The organism is Bradyrhizobium sp. (genome assembly GCF_030654605.1).
Lineage (GTDB): Bacteria > Pseudomonadota > Alphaproteobacteria > Rhizobiales > Xanthobacteraceae > Bradyrhizobium.
Genome location: NZ_JAURXB010000275.1, coordinates 1 through 1,512, shown reverse-complemented (window position 1 = coordinate 1,512; position 1,512 = coordinate 1). Strand labels below are relative to the sequence as shown.

Genomic DNA, 1,512 nt, shown 5'->3' with positions numbered 1-1,512 from the left:
CCAACGTGCGCACGCTGGCGCTGGTCGAGGTGCTGTTCGCGCAGGCGGTGTCGTATTATTCGTTCAAGCAGGCGCTGTCGGCGCGCGAGCTTTCCGGCATCGTCCTGATCGTGATCGGCGTCGCGATGCTGGTGGCGGTGTGACGGTCTTCTCCCCTCCCTCCACGCGCCCTTGCGCGTGGCGGGGAGGGGTCGGGGGTGGGGGGTAGTTCGGCAAACTCGCTGGCTGAAGTATGCGCTGATAGACCCCCCACCCCCGACCTCGAGAGCGAGCTTCGCTCGCCTCGGACCCCGCCGCTTCGCCCGCCTTCGCCAAGCGGCTTCGGCGGACGCAGCGGGAGGAGGGGAGAAGGCATCAATTCCGGTCGTCCGGCAGCACCGGCAGCGGCGACACCTCGACGCCTTCGTCGATCAGGGAGCGGGCTTCCTCGGGCGAGGCTTCGCCGTAGATCGGGCGATGCTCGATATCGCCGTAGTGCATCTTCCGCGCTTCATTTGGAAAGCGCTCACCGACATTGTCGGCGTTCTTGACGATATGGTCGCGCAATTCCTTCAGCTTGGCGCGCAGCTCACGCTCCTGCGCCATCAGCAGCGGAGTCGATCCCGGGGCGATGACCTCGGTGGGCTGGACCGGCACCGGCGCATCGTTGCTTTGGCTGTCGCGGCCCTTCTTGCTGACGATCTGCGGCGCCATGATCGACCGCTCGACCTTGGCGGACCCGCAAACCGGGCAATTCACCAGCTTGCGCTTCTCCTGGCTCTCATAAGCCGACGAGCTCTGGAACCAGCTTTCGAAGCTATGGCCGCGATCACAATGCAGGCTGTAGCGGATCATGCAGACGATCCCCGCACCAGATGCAGATGTTCGGGACCGGCCTTCGGATCGGCGATACTGAAGCGTCTGCCATGCTGCAGCGACGGCACCGTCTTGCGCGCGGTCTCCACCAAAGCGGGATCGATCTTCGCCATGATGACGCCGGTCTCGGTGCCCGAACCCTCGGCGAGGATTTCGCCCCAGGGTGCGATGATCAGCGAATGGCCGTAGCTCTGGCGTTTGCTCTCATGTGTGCCGGCCTGCGCCGCGGCAAAGACAAAACAGCCGTTCTCGATGGCGCGGGCGCGCAGCAACGTGTGCCAGTGCGCTTCGCCGGTCCGCACCGTGAAGGCGGATGGCGCTGTCAGGAACGAGGCGCCGGTCTCGGCCAGCGCGCGGTACAGGGCCGGAAAGCGCATATCGTAGCAGATGGTCAGGCCGATGCGGCCCCACGGCAGGTCCGAGATCACGGCGGTCTCGCCCGGCTGGTAGTTGGCAGATTCGCGATAGCTTTCGCCGCCGGGCAGGTCGATATCGAACATGTGGATCTTGTCGTAGCTCGCCAGCACCAGGCCGTCAGGCCCGATCAGGAACGAGCGGTTGACGGCCTTCTCGGGCGAGAAGCGCAGCGCCAGCGAACCGATATGGAGATGGATTTTGAGTTCAGCCGCGAGCGCACGATAGGCTTTCAGCGACAGA

Annotated in this window: 2 protein-coding genes and 1 pseudogene; 1 reads left to right on the top strand and 2 read right to left on the bottom strand. The window is 65.0% G+C overall.

Features of this window, described 5'->3' with window-relative positions:
• Window positions 1-143 (top strand): annotated as a pseudogene (locus Q7U29_RS25535) (EamA/RhaT family transporter); the annotation flags it as partial.
• 211 nt (window positions 144-354) lie between these two features.
• Here Q7U29_RS25535 and Q7U29_RS25530 read toward each other — a convergent pair.
• On the bottom strand, window positions 355-834 hold the full coding sequence (locus tag Q7U29_RS25530; RefSeq protein WP_304746059.1) for a DUF1178 family protein: 480 nt from the start codon (window positions 832-834) through the stop codon (window positions 355-357).
• Window positions 831-1,512, bottom strand: a 682-nt coding sequence (locus Q7U29_RS25525; RefSeq protein WP_304746057.1) for a carbon-nitrogen hydrolase family protein, incomplete at its 5' end; no start/stop codon positions are given. The genes Q7U29_RS25530 and Q7U29_RS25525, both read right to left, overlap by 4 nt.